Here is a 16850-nt window from a genome sequence, read left to right on the forward strand (position 1 = left end):
GTGCAGCCACAACCCTCATCGTCAATTTGGAGAGCGCCATGCGCACTGTCATCTTGCGTCGGGGCCTGGTCGCACTGTTTGCTGCGGCTGTGTCCTTCGGCGCCATTGTTCAAGCCCAAGCCGCAGAAACCCTGCGGATCGGTTATCAGAAGTACGGCACCCTGGTGCTGCTCAAGGCCAAGGGCACCCTGGAAAAACGCCTGGCGGACCAGGGCGTGAACGTGCAGTGGACCGAATTTCCCGGCGGCCCGCAGTTGCTTGAAGGGCTGAATGTCGGCTCCATCGACTTTGGCGTCACCGGCGAGACCCCGCCAGTGTTCGCCCAGGCCGCCGGCGCCGACCTGCTCTACGTCGCCTACGAACCGCCAGCGCCGACCAGCGAAGCCATCCTGGTACCCAAGGACTCGCCGATCAAATCGGTGGCCGAGCTCAAGGGCAAGAAAGTTGTGCTCAACAAAGGCTCCAACGTGCATTACCTGCTGGTGCGCGCCCTGGAAGACGCGGGCCTGAAATACACCGACGTACAGACCGTGTTCCTGCCGCCCGCCGACGCCCGTGCCGCCTTCGAGCGTGGCAGTGTCGATGCGTGGGTCATCTGGGACCCGTACCAGGCGGCTGCCGAGAAGCAACTGCAAGCCCGCACCCTGCGTGACGCCACCGGCATTGCCGATAACCACCAGTTCTACCTGGCCACCAAGCCTTACACCGAAAAACACCCGGACGTGATCAAGGCGTTGGTGGAAGAAGTGCGCGCCGTGGGCGAATGGTCCAAGGCCAACCCCCAGCAAGTCACCGAACAAGTCGCACCATTGCTCGGCCTGCCGGCTGACATCACCCTGACCTCGGTGAAACGCCAAGGCTACGGAGCGCTGTTCCTGACCCCGGAAGTGGTCGCCGCCCAGCAGAAAATCGCCGACACCTTCTACCAGCTCAAATTGATTCCCAAGCCCTTGAGCATCAAGGACGTGATCTGGACGCCACCTGCGACCGTTGCCAAAGCGCCGTAATCCGACTTCTTCAGGAGACAACTCCATGAGCCTCAATATTTTCTGGTTCCTGCCTACCCACGGCGACGGCCATTACCTTGGCACCGCCGAAGGCGCTCGCGCCGTGGATCACGGTTATTTGCAGCAGGTCGCCCAGGCCGCTGATCGCCTGGGCTTTGGCGGGGTGCTGATCCCTACCGGGCGCTCCTGCGAGGACTCGTGGCTGGTGGCCGCCTCGCTGATCCCGGTGACCCAGCGTCTGAAGTTCCTGGTTGCGCTGCGCCCCGGGATCATTTCCCCGACGGTGGCGGCGCGCCAGGCAGCGACCCTGGACCGGCTATCCGGTGGCCGCGCGCTGTTCAACCTGGTGACCGGTGGCGATCCAGAAGAGCTGGCCGGTGACGGCCTGTTCCTCAGCCATGAAGAGCGCTACCAGGCCTCGGTGGAGTTCACCCGCATCTGGCGGCGCGTGCTGGAAGGCGAAACCGTGGACTACGACGGCCAGCACATCAGCGTCAAAGGCGCCAAGCTGCTGTACCCACCGATCCAGCAACCTCGGCCGCCGTTGTATTTCGGCGGTTCTTCCGAAGCGGCCCAGGACCTGGCAGCCGAACAAGTGGAAATGGTCCTGACCTGGGGCGAACCACCTTCGGCGGTGGCGGAAAAAATCGAGCAGGTGCGGGCCAAAGCGGCGAAGCTCGGGCGCACCGTGCGCTTCGGTATTCGCTTGCATGTGATCGTGCGTGAAACCAACGACGAGGCGTGGAAAGCCGCCGACAAACTGATCTCCCATCTGGACGACGACACCATCGCGCGCGCCCAGGCGTCGCTGTCGCGCTTTGATTCGGTGGGCCAGCAACGCATGGCCGCCCTGCATGGCGGCAGCCGCGACAACCTCGAAGTCAGCCCTAACCTGTGGGCCGGCGTCGGCCTGGTACGCGGTGGTGCCGGCACGGCACTGGTGGGTGACGGGCCGACCGTGGCGGCGCGGGTCAAGGAGTACGCGGACCTGGGCATCGACACCTTTATCTTCTCCGGCTATCCACACCTGGAAGAGTCGTACCGGGTCGCGGAATTATTGTTCCCGCACCTGGATATCGAACGTCCCGAGCTGCCGAAAAGCGCCGGTTACGTCAGCCCGTTTGGCGAGATGGTGGCCAACGACATTCTTCCCAAAGCCGCGTCGCAGAGCTGAGGCGCCGTCATGAATAGTCAACGGATTCTGCATCGGCTGGCGCCGTGGGCGCTGCCGGTCCTGTTGCTGGCGGTGTGGCAGTTGTCGGTGTCGGCGGGTTGGTTGTCGACGCGTATTCTGCCGGCCCCCAGCGCAGTGATTGCGGCTGGGGTACATCTGGTCAGCAGCGGTGAAATCTGGACCCACCTGGCCATCAGTGGCTGGCGCGCGGGCCTGGGTTTTGTGATCGGCGGCGGCATCGGCCTGGCCCTGGGCTTTATCACCGGCCTGTCGAAATGGGGCGAACGCCTGCTGGACAGCTCGGTGCAGATGATTCGCAACGTACCGCACCTGGCGCTGATCCCGCTGGTGATCCTGTGGTTTGGCATCGATGAGACGGCGAAGATTTTCCTGGTGGCCCTTGGCACGCTGTTCCCGATCTACCTCAACACCTATCACGGCATCCGCAACGTCGACCCGGCGCTGGTGGAGATGGCTCGCAGTTACGGTTTGTCGGGTTTGAGCCTGTTTCGCCAGGTGATCCTGCCCGGCGCCTTGCCCTCGATCCTGGTGGGGGTGCGCTTTGCCCTGGGCTTTATGTGGCTGACGCTGATCGTTGCGGAAACCATCTCGGCCAGTTCCGGCATTGGCTACCTGGCTATGAATGCCCGCGAGTTCCTGCAAACCGACGTTGTAGTGCTGGCGATCGTGCTGTACGCGGTGCTCGGCAAGCTGGCGGACCTGGCGGCGCGGGGCCTGGAGCGGGTCTGGCTGCGCTGGCATCCGGCCTATCAAGTGCATAAAGGAGGTGCGGCATGACCGCTCAACAACCTCCACGCCTGCTGCGGGGTATCCCGTTGGCGGTGCGCAAGCTACGCAAGGCCTTTGGCGCGCGGGAAGTCCTGCGCGAGATCGATCTGCACATCCCGGCGGGCCAGTTCGTCGCCGTGGTCGGGCGCAGTGGCTGCGGCAAAAGTACCTTGCTGCGCTTGCTGGCCGGCCTTGATAGCGCCACCAGTGGCGAGTTGCTTGCAGGCTCCGCGCCGTTGAGCGAAGCGCTCGAAGACACGCGGCTGATGTTTCAGGAAGCGCGCCTGCTGCCCTGGAAAAAGATCATCGATAACGTCGGCCTGGGCCTTAAAGGCAACTGGCGGCCCCAGGCCCTTGAAGCGCTGGAAGCGGTCGGCCTGGCCGAGCGTGCCGATGAGTGGCCGGCAGCGTTGTCCGGTGGCCAGAAACAACGGGTGGCCCTGGCCCGCGCCCTGATTCACCAGCCGCGCCTGTTGCTGCTGGACGAACCTTTGGGGGCGCTGGATGCCCTGACCCGCATCGAGATGCAGCAACTGATCGAAAACCTGTGGCGCAAGCATGGTTTTACCGTGTTGCTGGTGACCCATGACGTCAGCGAAGCCGTGGCCATTGCCGACCGGGTGATCCTGATCGAGGACGGCGAAATCGGCCTCGACCTGCATGTGGAACTGCCACGCCCGCGGGTCCGCGGCTCCCATCGCCTGGCGGCCCTGGAAACCGAAGTGCTCAACCGTGTGCTGTCACTGCCCGGCACGCCGCCTGAGCCGGAACCTGTTTCACCGTTGCCTACGCAATTGCGTTGGGCGCAATAACTCACTTGTCCCTTAAGGAATAACACCATGACTATCAAAGCGATCAACGTGCGCAACCAGTTCAAAGGCACCATCAAGGAAATCGTCGAAGGCGACGTACTGTCGGAAATCGACGTGCAGACGGCGTCCGGCATCGTCACGTCAGTGATCACCACCCGCTCGGTCAAAGAGCTGGAGCTGGTGATTGGCAGTGAAGTGATTGCGTTTGTGAAGTCCACCGAGGTGTCGATCGCCAAGCTGTGATCGGCTTCAGGCCGCTATCGCAGGCAAGCCTACTGCCACATTCGAACATGGGAATGCGGTCGAATGTGGGAGCGGGCTTGCTCGCGAAGAGGCCGGCCCAGTCACCGTAAAACTTATCGCTTAGGCAAAAACACCGGCAAATAAAGCCCCACATACGCATCGAATACCCGCATCCCTTCCTCCGCCATGCGCGGGGTGATCTGCCCATGCTGATGCACCGAGCGCGCATACACGCGGTCGCTCAGTTCCAGTGCCAGGGCAAACACGTCCACATCCGCCGGCAGCGTCGGCACCTCAAAGTGGCGGTTGAACACTTGCAGCATCAAGTCCCCCAACTCCAGGTCGTGCTGGCGGTCGGCCTGGGTCACTTCGGTGAGGCCGTGCTGGGCGAGGATCAATTGGCGGGCGGCGGCGTCCTTGCTGTAGATCGCCAGCATGCGCAACTCGACCAGGCGCGACAGGTCGCGCCAAGTGTGCAGTTGGTCGTGGTCGATGGGTGCTTGCAGCGCTGCGCGGAAGGCGGCGTGCACGTCTGCCGTCAGGGCTTCGAGCAAGGCCGGTACGCTGGCGAAAAAGTGATACACCGAGGACGGCGGAATCTGCGCCCGTTCGGCCACGCTGTAGATCGACAGGCTGGCCACACCTTCGGCGGCCAGCAAGGTGCGGGCGGCGTCGAGGATCGCGTCGATCCGGGCCTGGCTGCGGGCGCGGGGTTTGCGAGGGGCGGCGGGGCGGGTCATGGATGTCTCCTACAGGGCAGCGGGCATTGTATGAGCAGGAAGGTGTGTTGTCTGCCAAACCGCTATCGCTGTAGGCGCGGGCTTGCCAGCGATCCGCCGCAGGCGGCCATAAAAAAACGCCACAGGCCATAAGCCTGCAGCGTTCATTTATTGCAGCCACCGCTTACACGGTATGCAGATACCAGTTGTATTCAAGGTCGGAGATGGAGTGTTCGAACTCCTCCAGCTCACTTTCCTTACAGGCGACGAAGATATCGATGTATTTCGGATCGATGTACTTGGCCATCACCTCGCTGTCGTCCAACTCGCGCAGGGCGTCGCGCAGGTTGTTCGGCAGGCTTTGCTCGTTCTGCTCGTAGCTGTTGCCTTCCACCGGTGCGCCAGGCTCAATCTTGTTGGTCAGGCCGTGGTGCACGCCTGCCAGGACCGAAGCCATCAGCAGGTAAGGGTTGGCATCGGCGCCGGCCACACGGTGTTCGATACGTACGGCGTCGGACGAGCCGGTCGGTACGCGAATCGCCACGGTGCGGTTGTCCAGGCCCCAGCACGGCGAGTTCGGCACGTAGAACTGTGCGCCGAAACGACGGTAGGAGTTGACGTTGGGGCACAGGAAAGCCATTTGTGCAGGCAGGGTCTCCAGCACACCGCCGATCGCGTGACGCAATGCGGCGTTCTGCTCGGGATCCTCGCTGGCAAAGATGTTCTTGCCGTCTTTGTCCAGGATCGAAATATGCACGTGCAACCCATTGCCGGCCTGGCCTGGGTAAGGCTTGGCCATGAAGGTGGTATCCATCTCATGGTCGTAGGCAATGTTCTTGATCAAACGCTTGAGCAGTACCGCGTAGTCGCATGCCTTGATCGGATCGGCGACGTGGTGCAGGTTCACTTCGAACTGCGCCGGGGCACTTTCCTTGACGATGGCGTCAGCCGGGATGCCTTGCTCTTTGGCACCTTCCAGAATGTCCTGGAGGCAGTCGACGTATTCGTCGAGGTCGTCGATCAGGTAGACCTGTGTCGAGTGCGGGCGTTTGCCGGAAATCGGCGAGCGGGGAGGTTGTGGCCGGCCGTTCACGTTCTCCTGGTCGATCAGGTAGAACTCAAGCTCGAAGGCGGCGCAGATGGTCAGGCCCATATCGTCAAACTTGGTTACAACTTGGCGGAGCACTTCGCGCGGATCGGCGAAGAAAGGTTCACCTTCAAGTTCGTGCATGGTCATCAGCAGTTGCGCGGTAGGGCGCTTTTGCCAGGGTTCATTGCACAGGGTGTCGGGGATTGGATAACAGATTCGGTCAGCATCACCGATGTCCAGACCCAGGCCGGTGCTTTCCACCGTCGAGCCATTGATATCCAGGGCAAATAAAGAGGCCGGCAAGTTGATGCCTTTCTCGTAAACCTTGTGGAGGCTGGTGCGTTCGATGCGCTTACCGCGCACCACACCATTCATATCCGCAATTAGAAGGTCTACGTACAGAACCTCAGGATGATCCTTAAGGAACGCGTTCGCTTCGTTAAGCTGAACGGCACGCGGGGGTACCGACATGATGCAACACCTTTGTTGTTAAAAATATCAATCATTGATCTTTTCTGGTTTCAGTCAACCCGAACGGCTTGCCGAAGTCAAGCGAGGCCTTTTTTGCCCTAAAAAAGCGCCCGGGGGGCTTTTTTGCGGCTTTTTTGGGCAGTTTTGCCAGTTTGACCGGCTTGGGACTAGCAGGCTTGAGCGGGCCGTGTTGTATTTTTTACGGGGGTGTTGTGTAAAAAAATGAACAAGGCTAAGCTCGATTCAAACCCATAACAGCAATAATACCGGGGTGCTTCATGTCTGGCCTGCCGTTAATCGGCGTCACCGCCTGCTCCAAACAGGTTGGTCTGCATGCTTATCACATCAGTGGCGACAAATACGTCCGCGCCGTGGCAGTCGCTGCCAAGGGCCTGCCATTGATTATTCCGTCCTTGGCGGAGCTGTTCGAACCGGCCAATATTCTTGACGGTCTGGACGGCATCCTCTTTACCGGCTCACCTTCCAATATCGAACCCTTCCATTACGACGGTCCGGCCAGTGCGCCCGGGACTGCCCATGATCCTGCACGGGACCAGAGCACCCTGCCGCTGATTCGCGCCGCGATTGCCGCAGGCGTGCCGGTGCTGGGGATATGCCGGGGCTTCCAGGAAATGAACGTGGCCCTGGGCGGCAGCCTGCACCAGAAGGTTCATGAGTTGCCGGGTATGCTCGATCACCGCGAAGACGATACCCAGCCGCTGGAAGTCCAGTACGGCCCGGCGCACGCCGTGGCGATTGCCCCGGGCGGGGTATTGGCGGGCCTGGGCTTGCCGGACACGATCCAGGTCAACTCGATCCACAGCCAGGGCGTCGACCGCCTGGCGCCGGGCCTGCAGGTCGAGGCGACCGCGCCGGATGGCCTGGTCGAGGCTTTTTCGCTCAAACAGGGCAAGGCTTTTGCAGACGCTTTTGCATTAGGAGTGCAATGGCACCCTGAATGGCAGGTAAGCTCCAACCCGTACTACCTCGCGATCTTCCAGGCATTTGGCGATGCCTGCCGAACGCGGGCGAAACAAAGAGACGCGCACGCGTCAAACAACGCCTGACCTTTAATGGATGTCAGGAAACCCAGCCCAGAGGCATTTATGAGTAACAACCTCGACCAGCTCACCGATTGGTTGAAAGACCACAAGATCACAGAAGTCGAATGCATGATTGGCGACCTCACGGGGATCACCCGGGGCAAGATCTCGCCGACCAACAAGTTCATTGCCGAAAAAGGCATGCGCCTGCCCGAGAGCGTTCTGTTGCAGACCGTGACCGGCGACTATGTCGAAGACGACATCTATTACGAATTGCTCGACCCGGCCGACATCGACATGATCTGCCGCCCGGACCAAAACGCTGTGTTCCTGGTGCCCTGGGCCATCGAGCCCACCGCCCAGGTGATCCACGACACCTACGACAAGCAAGGCAACCCCATCGAGCTGTCGCCGCGCAACGTGCTCAAGAAAGTCCTCAAGCTCTATGCCGACAAAGGCTGGCAGCCCATCGTGGCGCCGGAGATGGAGTTCTACCTGACCAAGCGCTGCGAAGACCCGGACTTCCCGCTGCAACCGCCGATTGGCCGCTCTGGCCGTCCGGAAACCGGTCGCCAGTCCTTCTCTATAGAAGCGGCCAACGAATTCGACCCACTGTTCGAAGATGTCTACGACTGGTGCGAGCTGCAGGAGCTGGACCTCGACACCCTGATCCACGAGGACGGCACGGCGCAGATGGAAATCAATTTCCGTCACGGCGATGCCCTGTCCCTGGCCGACCAGATCCTGGTGTTCAAGCGCACCATGCGTGAAGCCGCGCTCAAGCACGACGTGGCCGCCACCTTCATGGCCAAGCCGATGACCGGCGAGCCCGGCAGCGCCATGCACCTGCACCAGAGCATCATTGATATCGCCACCGGCAAGAACGTGTTCTCCAATGAGGACGGCTCCAAGAGCGAGCTGTTCCTGCACCACATCGGTGGCCTGCAGAAGTTCATCCCCGAGCTGTTGCCGCTGTTTGCGCCTAACGTCAACTCGTTCCGCCGCTTCCTGCCCGACACCTCGGCGCCGGTGAACGTGGAGTGGGGCGAAGAGAACCGCACCGTGGGCCTGCGCGTGCCGGATGCCGGCCCGCAGAACCGCCGCGTGGAAAACCGCCTGCCGGGCGCCGATGCCAACCCGTACCTGGCCATCGCCGCCAGCCTGCTGTGCGGCTATATCGGCATGGTCGAAGGCATCAGCCCGAGCGCCCCGGTGGTCGGTCGTGGTTACGAGCGACGCAACCTGCGCCTGCCGTTGACTATCGAAGATGCGCTGGAGCGCATGGAAAACAGCAAGACCATCGAGAAATACCTGGGTCAAAAATTCATCACTGGCTACGTCGCGGTCAAGCGGGCCGAGCATGAAAACTTCAAGCGCGTGATCAGTTCGTGGGAGCGGGAATTCCTGCTCTTCGCCGTCTGATGCGCCGGGTGCGGCCAGGATGGGTCGCACCTTCACCTACTTTTTGGAGATTGGTATGTCCAGCAACAACCCGCAAACCCGTGAATGGCAAGCCCTGAGCAACGATCATCACCTGGCGCCGTTCAGCGACTTCAAGCAGTTGAAAGAGAAAGGCCCGCGCATTATCACCAACGCCAAGGGCGTTTACCTGTGGGACAGCGAAGGCAACAAGATCCTCGACGGCATGGCCGGCCTGTGGTGCGTGGCCATCGGTTATGGTCGCGATGAGCTGGCTGACGCCGCCGCCAAGCAGATGAAACAACTGCCTTACTACAACCTGTTCTTCCAGACCGCCCACCCGCCGGTGCTGGAACTGGCCAAGGCGATCGCCGATATCGCCCCGGCCGGCATGAATCATGTGTTCTTCACCGGCTCCGGCTCCGAAGGCAACGACACCATGTTGCGCATGGTCCGCCACTATTGGGCGATCAAGGGCCAGCCGAACAAGAAAACCATCATCAGCCGCAAGAATGGCTACCACGGTTCCACCGTGGCCGGCGCCAGCCTGGGCGGCATGACTTATATGCACGAGCAGGGCGACTTGCCGATCCCGGGCATCGTGCACATCGCCCAGCCGTACTGGTTCGGCGAAGGCGGCGACATGAGCCCTGAAGAGTTCGGGGTGTGGGCCGCCAATCAACTGGAAGAGAAGATTCTGGAAGTCGGCGTGGACAACGTCGGTGCCTTTATCGCCGAGCCGATCCAGGGCGCCGGCGGTGTGATCGTGCCGCCAGAGACCTACTGGCCGCGCATCAAGGAAATCCTCGCCAAGTACGACATCCTGTTTGTCGCCGACGAAGTGATCTGTGGCTTTGGCCGCACCGGTGAGTGGTTCGGTAGCGATTTCTATGGTCTCAAGCCGGACATGATGACCATCGCCAAGGGCCTGACCTCGGGCTACATCCCCATGGGCGGCCTGATCGTGCGCGACGAAGTGGTGGCAGTGCTCAACGAAGGCGGCGATTTCAACCACGGCTTCACCTATTCCGGGCACCCGGTGGCTGCTGCGGTGGCCCTGGAAAACATCCGCATCATGCGCGATGAAAAAATTGTCAGCCGCGTCCATGACGAAACGGCACCGTATTTGCAAAAGCGTCTACGCGAGCTCGCGGATCATCCGCTGGTGGGCGAAGTCCGTGGTGTCGGCATGTTGGGTGCGATCGAGCTGGTACAGGACAAGGCCACGCGCAAGCGTTATGAAGGCAAGGGCGTGGGCATGATCTGCCGCACCTTCTGTTTCGAAAATGGCCTGATCATGCGCGCCGTGGGCGACACCATGATCATTTCGCCGCCGCTGGTGATCAGCAAGGCCGAGATTGACGAGCTGGTCACCAAGGCTCGCCAGTGCCTGGACCTGACTTTGGCGGCATTGCAGGGCTAAGTGCTAGGCTCAGAATGCAGCGGCTAGCGGCTGTTGCATTCGGGCAATGATAAATGCGGGGCTTTGGTTGAAAGCCGGCCCCTGAACTTGCCAGACTGTCGCCCTGTTTTGTTGCCCTTCGACGGGCCATGAAACGTAGAAAAATGTGGCCCAAAAAAGAAAAATTGGAGCATGACCGAATGAAGGCATTAGGTTTGAAGAACGCTGGCAAGACCCTCCTGGCCTTGTCCCTGATGGGCGTGATGGCGGGCGCGGCCCAGGCAGACAGTAAAGTACTGCATGTCTACAACTGGTCCGACTATATTGCACCGGACACCATCGCCAACTTCGAGAAAGAGTCTGGCATCAAAGTGGTGTACGACGTTTTCGACAGCAACGAAACCCTCGAGGCCAAGCTGCTGGCGGGCAAGTCCGGCTACGACGTGGTTGTGCCGTCGAACAACTTCCTGGCCAAGCAGATCAAGGCCGGTGTGTACCAGGAGCTGGACAAGTCCAAGCTGCCTAACTGGAAGAACCTCGATACCGACCTGCTCAAGGCCGTCGGTGACGCCAGCGACAAAGGCAACCTGCACGCATTCCCGTACATGTGGGGCACCATCGGCATCGGCTACAACCCCGACAAGGTCAAGGCTGCGCTGGGCGTGGACAAGATCGACTCGTGGGATGTGCTGTTCAAGCCCGAGAACATCGAAAAACTCAAAAGCTGTGGCGTGAGCTTCCTCGATTCGCCAACCGAAATGATCCCGGTGGCCCTGCACTACCTGGGCTACCCGACCGACAGCCAGGACAAGAAGCAACTGGCTGAAGCCGAGGCACTGTTCCTCAAGATCCGTCCTTCGATAGGCTACTTCCATTCCTCCAAGTACATCTCGGACCTGGCCAACGGCAACATCTGCGTGGCCGTGGGTTACTCGGGCGACCTGGAACAATCCAAGTCCCGCGCGGCTGAAGCCGGTGGCAAGGTCAAGGTTTCCTACGCCATTCCCAAGGAAGGCGCAGGCAGCTTCTACGACATGGTCGCCATCCCTAAAGATGCCGAGAACCTGGACGCCGCCTACCAGTTCATGAACTACCTGCTCAAGCCTGAAGTCATGGCTGCCATCACCAACAGCGTACGTTTCCCGAACGGTAACAAGGCCGCTACGCCGCTGGTGAACAAGGATATTTCGGGTGACCCGAGCATCTATCCCTCGGATGCAGTGAAAGCCAAGCTGTATGCAATCAGCGACCTGCCGGCCGCTACCCAGCGCCTGCTGACACGCAGCTGGACCAAGATCAAGTCGGGTAAATAAGCCTTGATAAGTGTGGGAGAGGGTTTGGGTGGGAGCGGGCTTGCTCGCGAAAGCGGCGTGTCAGTAGAGACATATGCAGGCTGACACGCCGCCTTCGCGAGCAAGCCCGCTCCCACACAAGCCCGCTCTCACAAATTAAATGACAGAAAGTTTTGCCGGATCGGTTTATCGAGGGTAAGTTGCGCGCCGGTTTTGTTGTCGGGCAACAACTTTGGGCCCAACTATTTAAGAGGACCTCCACTTGCCAATTTCTTTATTTCGCAAAGCCTTGCTGGTAGGGGCGGGTCTCACGTTGGCAGTCAGCGTGCAGGCGGCTTCGACTGTGCATATTTATAACTGGTCGGACTACATCGGCCCCGACACCCTGGCCAACTTTGAAAAGGCCACCGGCATCAAGCCGGTCTATGACGTGTTCGATTCCAACGAAACCCTGGAAGGCAAGTTGCTGGCCGGGCGCACCGGGTATGACGTGGTGGTGCCGTCCAACCACTTTTTGGGCAAGCAGATCAAGGCGGGCGCGTTCCAGAAGATCGACAAGTCGTTGCTAAGCAACTATGCCAATCTCGACCCGGCGCTGCTCAAGCGCCTGGAAAAGAACGACCCGGGTAACCAATACGCGGTGCCTTACCTGTGGGGCACCAACGGCATTGGCTACAACGTCGACAAAGTGAAGGAAGTGCTGGGTGTCGACAAGATCGACTCCTGGGCCGTGCTGTTCGAGCCGGAAAACATGAAGAAGCTGGCCAGTTGCGGCGTGTCCTTCATGGACTCGGCCGATGAAATGCTACCGGCGGTGCTCAACTACATGGGCCTGGACCCTAATAGCACCAACCCGGCCGACTATAAAAAGGCCGAGGAAAAACTCCTGAAAGTACGTCCCTACGTGACCTACTTCCACTCATCCAAATACATCTCGGACCTGGCCAACGGCAATATCTGCGTGGCTGCCGGCTTCTCCGGCGATGTGTTCCAGGCCAAGGCCCGGGCGGCCGAGGCAGGCAAGGGCGTGAACATCGCCTACGCGATTCCGAAAGAAGGCGGCAACCTGTGGTTTGACGTGCTGGCGATCCCCAAGGACGCGACCAACGTCAAGGAAGCCCACGCCTTCATCAACTATTTACTGCAACCTGAAGTGATCGCTCAGGTCAGTGATTACGTCGGCTACGCCAACCCTAACCCAGGGGCGGACACGCTGATGGAGCAATCGATACGCACCGACGAAGCGGTTTATCCACCGCAGGCGGTTCTCGACCGGACGTTTGTCAACTTCGAGCTACCCCCGAAAGTGCAACGCTTGATGACCCGTAGCTGGACCAAGGTCAAGACGGGCAAGTAAGGCTCACACTATCTAAGGTTCGTCCGTATTGGACGTTCTGCACTCTTTTTTTCTGGGAGTTTCGTAAATGGCAGTTGCCTCCGGCGCCTATAAGAAAGCCCTCGAGGGCGACCAGACACCGAAAAAGGTGTTGGTCAAAATCGACCGGGTCACGAAGAAGTTCGACGAGACGATTGCCGTGGACGATGTGTCCCTGGAAATCAAGAAAGGCGAGATCTTCGCCTTGCTCGGCGGTTCTGGTTCGGGCAAGTCCACCTTGCTGCGCATGCTCGCAGGTTTCGAGCGACCGACCGAAGGGCGGATTTTCCTCGACGGTGTGGATATCACCGACATGCCGCCCTACGAGCGGCCGATCAACATGATGTTCCAGTCCTACGCCTTGTTCCCACACATGACCGTGGCGCAGAACATCGCCTTCGGCCTGCAACAGGACAAGATCCCCAAGGCAGAAGTCGAGGCCCGCGTGGCCGAGATGCTCAAGCTGGTACAGATGAGCCAGTACGCCAAGCGCAAGCCGCACCAGTTGTCTGGCGGCCAGCGTCAGCGGGTGGCCCTGGCCCGGTCCCTGGCCAAGCGCCCGAAACTGCTGCTGCTCGATGAGCCAATGGGCGCGCTGGACAAGAAGCTGCGCTCGCAGATGCAGCTTGAACTCGTCGAAATCATCGAGCGCGTCGGCGTGACCTGCGTGATGGTGACCCACGACCAGGAAGAGGCCATGACCATGGCCGAGCGCATCGCGATCATGCACCTGGGCTGGATCGCGCAGATCGGCAGCCCGATCGATATCTACGAAACCCCCACCAGCCGCCTGGTGTGCGAGTTCATCGGCAACGTCAACATCTTCGACACCGTGGTGGTGGATGACGCCGAAGGCCACGCGGTGCTCAAGTGCGCCGACCTGGACCGCGATATCTACGTGGGTTATGGCATCGCCACGTCGGTGGAAGACAAGTCGGTGACCTACGCCATCCGCCCGGAAAAGCTGCTGGTCACCACCGAAATGCCGACCTGCGAGCACAACTGGTCCAGCGGCAAGGTGCATGACATTGCCTACCTGGGCGGCCACTCGGTGTTCTACGTCGAGCTGCCGAGCGGCAAGCTGGTGCAGTCCTTCGTCGCCAACGCCGAACGCCGTGGCGCGCGGCCGACCTGGGGTGACCAGGTCTACGTATGGTGGGAAGACGACAGCGGCGTGGTACTTCGCTCATGAACATGAAGAAATTCAAACGGCGATTGCACCGAATAATTCCCAGCGGCAAGCAGGTAGTCATCGGGATTCCATTCCTGTGGCTGTTCCTGTTCTTCATGCTGCCGTTCTTCATCGTCCTGAAGATCAGCTTTGCCGAAGCCGACGTGGCGATCCCGCCCTACACCGAGATCTACACCTACATCGAGCAGAAGCTGGAGGTGGTGCTCAACCTGGCCAACTACAGCCTGCTGGCCGGCGACGAACTGTACATCGCCGCCTACCTGGGCTCGCTGAAGATGGCGTTTTTCAGCACGGCCTTGTGCCTGCTGATCGGCTACCCGATGGCCTACGCCATCGCCAGTGCGCGCAAAGAGATGCAGACCGTGCTGGTGCTGCTGATCATGATGCCGACCTGGACCGCGATCCTGATCCGCGTGTATGCGTGGATGGGCATCCTTAGCAACAACGGCCTGCTCAATGGCTTCCTGATGTCCATGGGCCTGATCAACGAGCCGTTGCAGATCCTCAACACCAATATCGCGGTGTATATCGGCGTGGTCTATTCGTACCTGCCGTTCATGATCCTGCCGCTGTATGCCAACCTGGTCAAACATGACCAGAGCCTGCTGGAAGCCGCGTCGGACCTGGGTTCGAGCACCTTCAACAGCTTCTGGAAAATCACCGTGCCGCTGTCCAAGAACGGCATCATTGCCGGCTGCATGCTGGTATTCATCCCGGTGGTGGGCGAGTTCGTGATCCCGGAACTGCTGGGCGGCCCGGAAACCCTGATGATCGGTAAAGTGTTGTGGCAAGAATTCTTCAACAACCGCGACTGGCCGGTGGCCTCTGCGCTGGCGGTGGTGATGCTGGCGATCCTGATCGTGCCGATCATTCTGTTTAACCGCAGCCAAGCCAAAGAGATGGAGGGCAAGGTATGAAGCGCTTCAGTTTCTCCAGCTTCATGCTGGTCGTAGGGCTGCTGTTCATCTACCTGCCGATGCTGATCCTGGTGATCTATTCGTTCAACGAATCGAAACTGGTGACGGTGTGGGGCGGCTGGTCGATCAAGTGGTACGTGGGCCTGTTGGACAACACCCAGTTGATGGGCTCGGTGGCGCGCTCCCTGGAAATCGCCTGCTACACGGCGGTGGCCGCGGTGGCGCTGGGTACGTTGGCAGCGTTCGTGCTGACCCGTATCAGCCAGTTCAAGGGCCGCACGCTGTTTGGCGGCCTGGTGACCGCGCCGCTGGTGATGCCGGAAGTGATCACCGGTCTGTCGCTGTTGCTGCTGTTCGTGGCCATGGCGCAGATGATCGGCTGGCCCCAGGAGCGTGGCATCGTCACCATCTGGATCGCCCACACCACGTTCTGTGCGGCGTATGTGGCGGTGGTGGTGTCGGCACGCTTGCGTGAGCTGGACCTGTCGATCGAAGAGGCGGCCATGGACCTGGGTGCGCGGCCGTGGAAGGTGTTCTTCCTGATCACTATCCCGATGATCGCACCCTCGCTGGCGGCGGGCGGCATGATGTCGTTCGCGTTGTCCCTGGATGACCTGGTACTGGCCAGCTTCGTGTCGGGCCCGGGTTCGACCACCTTGCCGATGGAAGTGTTCTCGGCGGTGCGCCTTGGGGTCAAGCCCGAGATCAACGCCGTGGCCAGCCTGATTCTGTTGGCGGTGTCGCTGGTGACCTTTTTGGTGTGGTTCTTCAGCCGCCGTGCCGAAGAGCGGCGCAAGAAGGCGATCCAGCAAGCGATCGAAGAAGCCGCGGCGGATGGCTGGAAACAGCCGGATGTACGCCGGGCGCCAGCACCGGTCTAACGGCCGGAACAGGCTAAAAATGTGGGAGCTGGCTTGCCTGCGATAGCAGAGTGTCAGTCACAGAAGATGTGACTGAACCACCGCTATCGCAGGCAAGCCAGCTCCCACATTCAATTGCATTTCAAGTTGATTAAGCCGTCCACGGCGACTGGCGAATCACCTCGACAAAGTTCATCGGCTTGAACCCCGGCTCCTGATCCACCAGCACATCGGTCTTCACGTTGCCAAACGTGGTCTGCGGGCGATGACGCAACCCGTCGGCAAACGCGCAGATGATGCACTCCTTGAACCCTTCACCCCGTGGATGCGCATGCACCACCGCCTCGCGCTGCACGTGGGTAAACGCGGCGTAGTCCATGCCCAGCACATCCATCTCCACGCCAGCGGTCACCAGGGCGACGGTAGGGCGCAGGTGCTTGGGCACGCCCGGCGTGGTGTGCAGGGCGATGGACAGCCATACCTGCTCGATATCGTCGTCGCTCAAGCCATAAGGCTTCAGAAAGGCGGCAGCAGCGTTGGCGCCGTCCACTTCAAAACGCTCATCATCGCTGCGGTGGCCGGCCACCAGGCCCAAGTCATGGAACATTGCGCCGACGTACAGCAGCTCCGGGTTGTAGGCCAATTGCTGGCGCTCGCCGCTCAAGGCGCCAAACAGGAACACCCGGCGGGAGTGGTGGTAGAGCAGGTCGGATTCAATGTCGCGGATGTACTCGGTGGTAGCCTTGGCCAGGGCACTGTCGGGGATTTTGATGCCGGCGATGGTGGTGCTCATGGTCATGATCCTCAAGAAAGCGCCGGTTGGCGCTGATCAGTCCAGTCTGGTCGCCCAGCTGCCAGGCAACCACCGCCGCAGGGGCGCGATCCCGGCCAATGTGCCTTCATATCGCGCCATGGTTGTACACGATGCAATGTGGGAGCTGGCTTGCCTGCGATAGCATCGCCTCGGTACATCAGGTATACCCAGGTGATGCCATCGCAGGCAAGCCAGCTCCCACAGGGTTTTGCGACAGTCCAGAGGAAGGTT

16 protein-coding genes are annotated in these 16850 nt (G+C 60.5%); 13 read left to right on the plus strand and 3 right to left on the minus strand.

The features are described 5' to 3' along the window. The first annotated feature begins 38 nt into the window (after positions 1–38). From HBO19_RS12000 to HBO19_RS12020, 5 genes are read left to right on the plus strand one after another with little or no spacing between them, the layout of a single operon-like run. The gene (locus HBO19_RS12000; protein ID WP_169954991.1) at positions 39–1007 is read left to right on the plus strand and encodes a sulfonate ABC transporter substrate-binding protein; all 969 of its coding nucleotides are present in this window, start codon (positions 39–41) and stop codon (positions 1005–1007) included. Between the two features lie 25 nt (positions 1008–1032). Next, positions 1033–2181: an FMNH2-dependent alkanesulfonate monooxygenase gene (ssuD, locus tag HBO19_RS12005; RefSeq protein WP_169954990.1), complete on the plus strand. Its 1149-nt coding sequence runs from the start codon at positions 1033–1035 to the stop codon at positions 2179–2181. A gap of 9 nt (positions 2182–2190) precedes the next feature. After that, positions 2191–2979 (plus strand): aliphatic sulfonate ABC transporter permease SsuC, encoded by a 789-nt coding sequence (gene ssuC, locus HBO19_RS12010; protein ID WP_169954989.1) that lies wholly within the window; start codon positions 2191–2193, stop codon positions 2977–2979. Beyond that, positions 2976–3782: an aliphatic sulfonates ABC transporter ATP-binding protein gene (gene ssuB / locus HBO19_RS12015; protein WP_169954988.1), complete on the plus strand. Its 807-nt coding sequence runs from the start codon at positions 2976–2978 to the stop codon at positions 3780–3782. Before ssuC ends, ssuB begins: the two co-directional genes overlap by 4 nt. Positions 3783–3809: 27 nt before the next feature. Beyond that, complete coding sequence (locus tag HBO19_RS12020; RefSeq protein ID WP_003213899.1) at positions 3810–4025, plus strand: TOBE domain-containing protein; 216 nt, start codon at positions 3810–3812, stop codon at positions 4023–4025. A 113-nt stretch (positions 4026–4138) separates the two neighbouring features. On the opposite strand, the gene HBO19_RS12025 is transcribed toward HBO19_RS12020, so the two are convergent. Next, positions 4139–4765, minus strand: coding sequence for a TetR/AcrR family transcriptional regulator (locus HBO19_RS12025; RefSeq protein WP_169954987.1), 627 nt, complete (start codon positions 4763–4765; stop codon positions 4139–4141). A 163-nt stretch (positions 4766–4928) separates the two neighbouring features. Continuing rightward, on the minus strand, positions 4929–6305 hold the full coding sequence (locus tag HBO19_RS12030) for a glutamine synthetase family protein (RefSeq protein WP_057440427.1): 1377 nt from the start codon (positions 6303–6305) through the stop codon (positions 4929–4931). A gap of 278 nt (positions 6306–6583) precedes the next feature. On the opposite strand from HBO19_RS12030, the gene HBO19_RS12035 reads away from it, so the two are divergent. The 8 genes from HBO19_RS12035 to HBO19_RS12070 all read left to right on the plus strand — a co-directional run bounded on the left by HBO19_RS12035 (position 6584) and on the right by HBO19_RS12070 (position 15826). Beyond that, positions 6584–7372 (plus strand): gamma-glutamyl-gamma-aminobutyrate hydrolase family protein, encoded by a 789-nt coding sequence (locus HBO19_RS12035; RefSeq protein ID WP_169954986.1) that lies wholly within the window; start codon positions 6584–6586, stop codon positions 7370–7372. Positions 7373–7411: 39 nt separating this feature from the next. Further along, positions 7412–8770, plus strand: a complete 1359-nt coding sequence (locus tag HBO19_RS12040) for a glutamine synthetase family protein (protein ID WP_169954985.1) — start codon at positions 7412–7414, stop codon at positions 8768–8770. A gap of 55 nt (positions 8771–8825) precedes the next feature. Continuing rightward, positions 8826–10190: an aspartate aminotransferase family protein gene (locus HBO19_RS12045; RefSeq protein ID WP_169954984.1), complete on the plus strand. Its 1365-nt coding sequence runs from the start codon at positions 8826–8828 to the stop codon at positions 10188–10190. A gap of 179 nt (positions 10191–10369) precedes the next feature. Next, complete coding sequence (locus HBO19_RS12050) at positions 10370–11482, plus strand: polyamine ABC transporter substrate-binding protein (protein WP_220273125.1); 1113 nt, start codon at positions 10370–10372, stop codon at positions 11480–11482. A gap of 241 nt (positions 11483–11723) precedes the next feature. Beyond that, positions 11724–12818, plus strand: a complete 1095-nt coding sequence (locus tag HBO19_RS12055) for a polyamine ABC transporter substrate-binding protein (protein ID WP_169954983.1) — start codon at positions 11724–11726, stop codon at positions 12816–12818. 67 nt (positions 12819–12885) lie between these two features. After that, the gene (gene potA / locus HBO19_RS12060) at positions 12886–14028 is read left to right on the plus strand and encodes a polyamine ABC transporter ATP-binding protein (protein WP_029289449.1); all 1143 of its coding nucleotides are present in this window, start codon (positions 12886–12888) and stop codon (positions 14026–14028) included. A 35-nt stretch (positions 14029–14063) separates the two neighbouring features. After that, positions 14064–14945, plus strand: a complete 882-nt coding sequence (locus tag HBO19_RS12065; protein WP_169851359.1) for an ABC transporter permease subunit — start codon at positions 14064–14066, stop codon at positions 14943–14945. Then, a complete protein-coding gene (locus HBO19_RS12070) occupies positions 14942–15826 on the plus strand; it encodes an ABC transporter permease subunit (protein ID WP_057440425.1) in 885 nt (294 codons plus the stop codon). The genes HBO19_RS12065 and HBO19_RS12070 overlap by 4 nt, the downstream gene beginning before the upstream one ends. A 130-nt stretch (positions 15827–15956) precedes the next feature. Here the strand turns inward: HBO19_RS12070 and HBO19_RS12075 are convergent, their stop codons facing one another. Then, on the minus strand, positions 15957–16598 hold the full coding sequence (locus tag HBO19_RS12075; RefSeq protein ID WP_169954982.1) for an HD domain-containing protein: 642 nt from the start codon (positions 16596–16598) through the stop codon (positions 15957–15959). Positions 16599–16850: the final 252 nt, after the last annotated feature.

This window comes from Pseudomonas sp. WS 5021 (assembly GCF_012985535.1).
Lineage (GTDB): Bacteria > Pseudomonadota > Gammaproteobacteria > Pseudomonadales > Pseudomonadaceae > Aquipseudomonas.